We start from the raw sequence: 8,561 nt of genomic DNA, 5'->3' as shown, positions 1-8,561 counted from the left end.
TGAAAATGCCTTTTTTGCCTTCTGCAGATTTTTTTGTTTCGATTCTTTATCCTTTTACTAATATTATGCTTGATTGATTTGTCATTAGTCAACTGTCTTATTGTCAGAATGTTATCTAATATTAAACAAAATTTAGGTGATACAAAGGAGTAGTTGCATGAAAAGCGAGGTTTAGGCGGTCAATTACAAGTTTTAGTCGGCGAGATGGCTTTTACAAAGCTTACTAATAAACATGTTTTTGTTGGTAATACTCAGTTTTTTCACTAAAAGGTTATATATTATACTATATTTATATAATTTTTCAGTGATTAGGTTAAATTTTAACCATCAAATGCAAGATTTAGTTGAGATATAAAACATAATGATAAGTTTTAGCCAATTTTAATACATAGTTTGCTAACGTCAACTTATATTGACTGTTTGCCCTTAACTGGTTGATATGCTCAAACTTCTATACTGCGAATACTTTTGCAGTATAAGCTCCCCAGTTTTCAATGGCTTTGCTTGAATTTCGCTTTTCAATTTCTAAAAGCTTTTTCCTAATAACTCCTAAATCAAAATTAGCTAACACTCGATCCCGCTGATCTGCTCTTAGACCGAAACGAGACATTAACCTATCCCCTAGCAGTGTTGCATCACTATCAATTCCAGGTAGAAACAACTCTTGTTCAAGCCTAACCCATTTTATGGTAAATGTTAAGTCTGTAATCTTTCGCCCTGTCTTATGCTGACGAAACCGGACCAATAAATCACTTCGTTGGTTTATTTCGTTTACGGCTGGGTCAATAACGAAGCGAAAAAAATTGGAGATATTATACTCTTCTTTTCCGGATTCAGGATCAAATAAATTTAGCCGATGCTTTAGATCAAGTATAGCTATTTTAAAGGTGCCAATGTCTTTCCACTGTGAAAACATCTCATACAACCGCTTAGCATATTTTCCCGTCATACGCATGGCCATTTCTTTACCGAATGTTGTAAAATTGCCAGTTAGACCGGTGAGTAAGGGACGCATATTAGGATCAACCCGAAGACTGATTGTTCCTCTTCCATAGTCGTAAACAGCACTTGAAAAGGGATTCACTTGAACAAGTTGACCATTAACATACATTTCAAAAACAACTTGCATCATTCCTTTTGTCGCTTCCTGTAAATTTCGATACCCATTATCAGGGTCTCTATCAAGGTCATGCATTATGTCTTGAACCTTGAAGGTATACACCGTATCATTAGTATCTTCTGGCCGTACAGCAGCTTGAAGCGTATACATTAAGTTCTTTTGCAACTCGCTCATCTCATAACGAGCTGTTGTTATGCTATTCCCTTGATAAAGCAATGTATGTACCACTTTATCACCCTTACGTCTATTTTCAGTACGTTTGCTAACTTCTGCCATAATGAATCACCTAGGATGTTTATTAACCATACAATTTCTGAAAAGTCTCTGACTATTCCTGAAAGTTAATGGCTTATAACCATATAATTCCTGAAAGTTAAATCTGACAATTTCTGAAAATAACAATACAATTTCTGAAAGTTAACATACTATCTCTGAAAATAACTTGTTCTAAATACTTAATAATCAAGACGTTATAGAACAGCCAAATAATCAAATAATTCAATAAAAAAATGATTCACAATATTTGACTGTAAGAAAATAAAGATAAAAAATGTGGATAAGTCCTAAAAAAATCAAGAAAAGTCATTAAAAAAAATATATTGTTTTACGCCGAATCATACAATATCTGAAAGTTAAGGCCCATATTGTTGATAGTCAGTGATTTAGCTAAAATGCTATTATACGATTTACATAGATATAAAACATACAATATCTGAAAGTTAATTAGTAAATTTCTGTATATCAGTAAGTTATAAAAGACAATTGATAGTACTGAACCAGTGTAACCCTTAATTTACAAAATGATATAATATAATTTCTGAAAGTAAAACTATAACTTACTGATAGCCAGTAATTTATATAGAAAAAATTTAAATAAAAAATTATTTAGATAATAAGTATAAGAGTAAAAATTTATCATACAATAACTGAAAGTTATGGCGTAAAGCTCTGGTAATTAGTCAACTGACTTTAATACTACTGGTATTAATCAAGTTAAGAATTTAAAAAAATCATACAATTACTGAAATTAATTAACTAAACTATTGATAATCAACAAATTACTAATAGTGGTAGTCATTTAGTATTTGCTAAAAATTATAATTACAAGTTGAGAAATCATACAATTACTGAAAGTTAAAGCATAATTAACTAACAATCAATTTGTTACTCTTAACGAAACACATATCTATTGATTTTAGAAATATTGTAAGCCATTGATTGCCGTATAAACCATAAATAAACGAGTTATAACTATTAAAGGGGTAGGAAGTTATACCAAAAAAGTACGTTTGTACTAAAAAAGGTATAAATTTATGGCAAAAATCTCTCCTCTATTATGCTTACTCATGACGAGGTATGCGCCTTTCTGAAAAAGAAACCAACGCTTTCTCATTCAGGATTAACTAAGGAAGCTCACCTTCCAACCGGTACATTAGCAAAAGCGATAAGTGGTCAGCGTAGATTAACTGAGTCTCACTTGCGAGCCTTAGAACCCGTTTTAGCACAGTATGGCATAGAAAAGTTTCAAAATCACCGAGCAACAGTCATTTCCGTAGTTAACCATAAAGGAGGAGTAGGAAAAACTACTACCACAATTAATTTAGGTAAGGGGCTAGTAAATCGTCACCAATCAGTTTTGTTAATCGATATGGATTCTCAAGGGAATCTTTCCCAAAGTTTGGGAATCCATAATCCAGATAGACAGTTGTTTCAAGCGCTGACAGCTGGAATTGAAATGCCTGTAATTAGTTTATCAGACTCCTACGATCTAGTAGCAAGTGATTTAGAATTATCTAGAGCAGAAGCTGAGCTTATTAAAACTCCAAGTGGAGTACTACGTTTCAGAAATATATTAGCTCCACTATTAACTAAGTATGATTATATCTTAATTGACTGCCCACCATCCTTAAATATATTCACCTATTCTGCTTTAGTTGCTTCCGCTGCGGCCCTAGTTGTTCTTGAACCGGAGGCATCAGCAGTTAAAGGAATGTATAACTTGCTAGAACTAATCACTGATATTCAAGAGTCATTCAACCCCAGATTAAAAGTTGAAGGTATTGTGATGGCTCAAGTAAATCCTCAGTTAGTACTCCATCGTGAATTAATGGGTAAGGTACGGGATAATTTGAAAGGTCAACCTTTTTTTAAAACGGAAATTCGCCAAAATGTGGCAATTGCTGAATCACAATATGTAGGTAAAACCATTTTTGATTACAAGCCAACCTCTACAGGTGCCGTCGATTATCAATCATTAGCTGACGAAGTATTTGCTAACCATTCTTTTTAAGCTCTCTATCTTATGAAACGATTTGCAACGGCTTCTGGGGAATCTCCTGTATTACATAGAAACAAGGCCAATTTGATGCAGGGTATACTAGATGAGGTGAAAGCCAGCGTCACAATTCTCCCTGAATTACAAGCACTTATTCCAAAACTACAAAAGAGTGAGTACGAGCAGTTAGAAGAGAACATTCGTAAAGAAGGTTGCCGAGATGCCTTATTAATTTGGCAAACTAACAAAGGAATGATCGATGGAAGTGACGACGATTCACCAGTTAACATATTAGTGGATGGGCATAATCGGTATTCGATATGTAAAAATCATTCAATTGATTTCAAAGTAATAATACGGGAATTTCTAAATATGCAGGCCGTTCGCGACTTCATGATTAATAACCAGTTAGGACGCCGTAACCTAACGCCTGAGCAGACATCCTATCTAAGAGGACTAAAATACCGAAATGAACGTCATATCGCTGGTAGACCTGTCCAAGAAGAAAGCGAAGATGAGAAAAGCGTAGCTCAGCGAACTCAAGATCGTTTAGCGAAGGAATTTAAGGTATCACCACGCACAATTCATCGAGATCGTGAATATTCAGAAGGTATTGATAAACTAACTCCTGATCTAAAGCAGGAAGTTTTAAGTGGCAAACAGAAAGTAGCCAAAGAATTAATTAGGACCATTGGACGAGTCTCTGACATAAAATCTCCTTCACTCTCTCTCCCCGACCTACTAGCATTTAATGAACCAATATTATCAAACCATACTAAGGAGTTTACTTACGATGATAAAGCTGCTGAGGTCATAAAACAAATCACTATTACGGTAGCACAACTAGACGTTAATTCACCTAACCTTAAATACACTTGCAACAAAATTATAACCTTATTAAAAAAGGTAAAAAACCTTAAAAATCTGTAAACCAGCCTTTCTGTATAATGTTGCCAAATTGGCAACATTATACAGAAAGGAAAATTTCTAAAATTTACTCTTCGCTTCTCACCGCTCAAGCAGCCCATCCGCAGCTGTCCTCTTTCAGTTGACGAAATACAGCCGCAGGAAGCCAGCCAGTGGCAACCTACTTAATTGAGTATGGTACGGAGCGAGCCCAGCAAGCCTTAAAGTTCATGACGCCGGTTTAGTATCGGAAGGTTAATTAAAGTCCAGCCAAAAATGGCTCACCAAAGAGGTAAGAACACTACCTATCTTTTAAACATAATACGATTTAACTATCGAACCCTATCGCAAATGTACCATCTATGAGGTTTTAATATTAGAGAAGAAATTATTGGCTACTTTTTGAAGAAATATAATCTATAGTTTTAAAGATTTCGTTCACGAAAACCCTTCGCCTAATGAACGCGTATCCTTACCTAGAGCAGTTTACAACGACAGATTTAGTTGATGTTATCCGAATTTCCGAGTATAAATACCGTTTTCGGCATAAACTTCATCATTGGCAACCACCCCCCTCGTATTGCAAAAATCAGCAATTTTAAGTCTTCTTCGCCAGCGGCTACTTTCTAGTGTATGCGCAAATGCAACAGTTAGTTAAAGAGCAACAACGCTTTATTGAAACGAGCCTTCAACGACAGCTCATCAAGAGTTGTCGTTGAAGATTGATTTGAAGAATGTTGATAAGCAGATGCAATTACTTATTCGGGCCGATGAGTAAAGGATTCACTTACCTGCCGGCCGACCGGGTTCACCCCCTAGCGTAATGCCGGTAATGACAGGGGCAGAATTAGCTTACAGGCCGCCAATTAAAGCATGTGTGCTCATCTGACTACCGCTATCGGGTAAAAGGATGTCCTCCGTAAGGAAACGACGAAAATGGTAACGGGGAAAACGGTCATCGTCACCCCATATCGTCCACCCACCCGCCGGTAAGCAATCAGTATGCTTCGTACTGATTGTCTAAGATCTCTGTTATGCCCGCAGAGGTGGCCGTTGTTCGACGGATTGGCAAATGAGTCACATTGTAACTATAGCTGTAAGTTGTGGTTGTATTCACCAGCACAGCCGACCCAACGTTATTCTAGCTCAAACTAAACACGTTATTTGAGTTAGTTCCCGGCAAGAACTGCAAAAGTGTCGTTTCGGATTCTCGTCCACAAAAAGGCTTCTTGGATTGAATACTTCATTTAATTAACTGTGAGGTGAAATGCAAAGGAAATTTCGATTGAATTGAATCAACTAGCTTCAACAAAATCAACCAAATACATCTATGACAACAGACACGTTGAAACTAGCCATTTCAATTGGCAAACTGATTGGGGCCATAAGTCTACTATCTTATATGTGCAGGAAGACCGATTGACAGCAAGAACACGAATGTGAGCGGTTTAGGGACTCGATTGGTTCGTAAAAATTACTTAAGAATCCCTTATTATTGCTCCGAAAAAAGTTAGTCCTGGCTAGGTATCAACCATTCATCTGTCTCCTATTGACTAGCCTATTCCACAGTTTGCATGAATGCCTACGTTGAAACCACGTGGATACAGGGATCATCCAGTTCATCGACTTAATCAGGGCTTGTAACTGGATCATGTAAAGGCATGCAAATTGACAGTAAATGCGACACTTTTGAACTCACTTTTGCTAATGTTCATTACCCGTCGCTATTTACGACGTTTCAATATCTGTACACCGATCCTTATTCCCGTTTGTTCCTATGCATCCAGCCCAATCATCGAGCCTGATCTTACCCGCCTTGCTAAGCTGATATCGTGAGCTGACCGGGGACTCGCTTCAAGGGGGGGTAACATCGGGTTAATTCACATCTATCACTCAGCCGCCCTGGATGGCTGTAGCCTAACGTTTGCCGAAAGTCTGGCGTTGCTGGAGAAAGGCGAAACCACGGACAGTAAATCGACCGCCCATCATTAGATGCTGGTAGATTATCAGCAGGCTCAACAGCAGATGCTGGCCTGGGCCGCCGACCGGGAACCCCTAAATCGGGCCCGACTTCAAACCATCGGCGCGGCCCTGATGCGCCGGACGGGTGGACCCCTGCATTCAATACTGGGAAGTTATGACTCCAGCCAGGGCGCATTCCGGCTGGCCAGTCCCATGACGGCCCATCGCAAGTTAATCGATGCGCAGAAACTACCCGCCGTTGTGGATAAACTGCTCAAGCAGCTGAATACAGACCCGGCCACCACGAAAACCATGCGTCAACTTTATGATCTTTCCTTTCAGGTGCATTACGACCTGCTCTGCCTGCAGCCCTTTAGGGAGGGAAACGGCCGGGTGGCTCGCCTGCTGATGAATTACGTTCAGTACTACCACGACTTACCCATCAGTTTAGTACACGCCGTTGATCGGCAGGCCTACAGGCGGGCTTTTGATCAACCTCAGACGCAGTCTTTTGCCAGACCTTTCCTGGATTTCATGTATTCACAACTCACTACCTATTTACAGACGGAGTGTAAACGTCTTAGCCAACAACCGTCCTAGCCCTTATGGAGAAGCTTTCCCTTCCCAGGTGCTGAGGCCATCCCGGTTTCGACACATCACCCATTAATCCCCTATTAACTACCACTGGAATGCCACTACTTGTCAGACGTCCCGACGATCGTTCCCCATCTCCGGCCTCCGCCCCGGCGAGTTACACCGTATCCCGACTAATCGCTATTTTGCCAGTACGCTGCCGACCTCCAGTAACTACCCCCGTCATGCCCGGGCCTACCTCGACTTCTGCTTACAGCAGGGGTATGGCGTGGATCGGTTTAGCCTGGGAATCTACACAACCGGCTTTCGGCCCAATCGCATCTCACCCCTGCGCAAATTTCTTTTCTTTTATCAGCAACTGGGCTACCCGCTGGTCTTGGCGGACCCGCCCAAAAAATAGATTTCTCCGGCGGCCAATGAGCTGGTCCTGCGCTTCATTGGGGAGCACAAAGTATTGAAAGGAGATCGATCCAAACAGACCTATATTCAGGCGCTGAACGCTTTTTTTCGCTATATCGATGGGCAGCGGCGGCAGCAGAGTCGGCCAGCCTCACTGACCGGTATAACGGTCAATGACTACATCACCCAGCTCAGCAGGGAAAGTCCCCATTCACCATTAATGTTTACCTGTCCCCGGTGAAGCAACTAGCTGCCTGGTGCGTTGGGAAGCGGAAGGAACTGGCCCTTACCTCCGAACAGGTCGAAGTCTTGCAGGATGTGCATGCGGTGAAAGGCTTTACGGTGGAGCGCCGATTCTACAAAGAGAGCCTGGAAGCCGGGGAGCGAACCGACCTGCTGACCTCGGCAGCCTTGCCCCGCGACCGGGCCATCCTGGCGCTGTTAAGTTTGGAGGGACTGCGTACCGTTGAACTAACGCGTCTCCAACTTTCGGATGTGGATGTTGAGCGTCGCCTGCTTCATGTGCTGGAAAAAGGAAAAAGCACCAAAAAGCCCGTTAAGCTTTTCGAGGCTTGCCTGGGTCCGCTGGCGGATTACCTGCGGAGTATACAGCAGTGGCCGCTGCCCGAAAATGATCAGAAAACGCCTCTATTTATTAATCTGTCCACGGCTCAGATTCGCTACATAACCAACAAGCACCTGCGGAAAAATGGCCTTAAAAAGAAGGGCATGTCGGCCCACAGCCTTCGGCATACCACCGCTCAACTACTGTTGGAGGAAGGCGTTGACTTATTGTACATTCAGCAGCATCTGCGCCATGAATCAATAGAAACAACGCAGTTTTACACCTTGAAGCAAACTCTTAAAACGTACTTTCACAATCTTCCGGACTAGGCAAAGGCGTATAGATTACCATTTACTCGGCTGTACCAGTTCTACCGATTGATTATGTTATACACTTCGGAAAGCTTTATCTATTCGGAGTTGTACAACAGCTCGTTTGTAACAAATTCTATTAAATAGATAGTGAAAAAACAACATATTGTAAAGGCTCTGGATTGATTATTCCTTTTATATAACTTATTGGTTAGTTTCCTATTAAGGTAACCTATTAACCATAAAACGTGTAAAATCGACGCTTCATCGAAAATTGTTCCTAATTTTCATTAAAAGAAAACAGATTTGTATCAATAAAGGAAGAAGAATAGTACTAGGGAATACTATAATTAATAATTATGATTACTAAAGCCCAACTCAACGACGAAGATTTGATTCAAAAGCACCTGGCTAACAATCCCAATGTTT

Annotated in this window: 6 protein-coding genes; 4 read left to right on the top strand and 2 right to left on the bottom strand. The window is 40.3% G+C overall.

The annotated features are described in order from the left end of the window. Positions 1-451 precede the first annotated feature (451 nt). On the bottom strand, positions 452-1,396 hold the full coding sequence (locus ACYVK4_RS31395) for a replication initiation protein (protein ID WP_461131558.1): 945 nt from the start codon (positions 1,394-1,396) through the stop codon (positions 452-454). Positions 1,397-2,456: 1,060 nt separating this feature from the next. Here ACYVK4_RS31395 and ACYVK4_RS31390 point away from each other — a divergent pair. The 3 genes from ACYVK4_RS31390 to ACYVK4_RS31380 all read left to right on the top strand — a co-directional run bounded on the left by ACYVK4_RS31390 (position 2,457) and on the right by ACYVK4_RS31380 (position 6,863). Further along, complete coding sequence (locus ACYVK4_RS31390; RefSeq protein ID WP_461131557.1) at positions 2,457-3,410, top strand: ParA family protein; 954 nt, start codon at positions 2,457-2,459, stop codon at positions 3,408-3,410. Between the two features lie 12 nt (positions 3,411-3,422). Then, on the top strand, positions 3,423-4,325 hold the full coding sequence (locus ACYVK4_RS31385; RefSeq protein WP_461131556.1) for a ParB N-terminal domain-containing protein: 903 nt from the start codon (positions 3,423-3,425) through the stop codon (positions 4,323-4,325). A gap of 1,968 nt (positions 4,326-6,293) precedes the next feature. Continuing rightward, positions 6,294-6,863 (top strand): Fic family protein, encoded by a 570-nt coding sequence (locus ACYVK4_RS31380; RefSeq protein WP_461131555.1) that lies wholly within the window; start codon positions 6,294-6,296, stop codon positions 6,861-6,863. A gap of 316 nt (positions 6,864-7,179) precedes the next feature. On the opposite strand, the gene ACYVK4_RS31375 is transcribed toward ACYVK4_RS31380, so the two are convergent. Next, the gene (locus tag ACYVK4_RS31375; RefSeq protein ID WP_461131554.1) at positions 7,180-7,305 is read right to left on the bottom strand and encodes a hypothetical protein; all 126 of its coding nucleotides are present in this window, start codon (positions 7,303-7,305) and stop codon (positions 7,180-7,182) included. 188 nt (positions 7,306-7,493) lie between these two features. Here ACYVK4_RS31375 and ACYVK4_RS31370 point away from each other — a divergent pair, with 188 nt between their 5' ends. Further along, positions 7,494-8,150 carry a tyrosine-type recombinase/integrase gene (locus ACYVK4_RS31370; protein ID WP_461131553.1) on the top strand — a complete coding sequence of 219 codons (657 nt, stop codon included), beginning with the start codon at positions 7,494-7,496 and terminating at the stop codon, positions 8,148-8,150. Positions 8,151-8,561 lie beyond the last annotated feature (411 nt).

Source organism: Spirosoma aerophilum (assembly GCF_054782495.1).
Note: the sequence above shows the minus strand (reverse complement) of the source record. Positions and strands in the feature narration are given on the sequence as shown.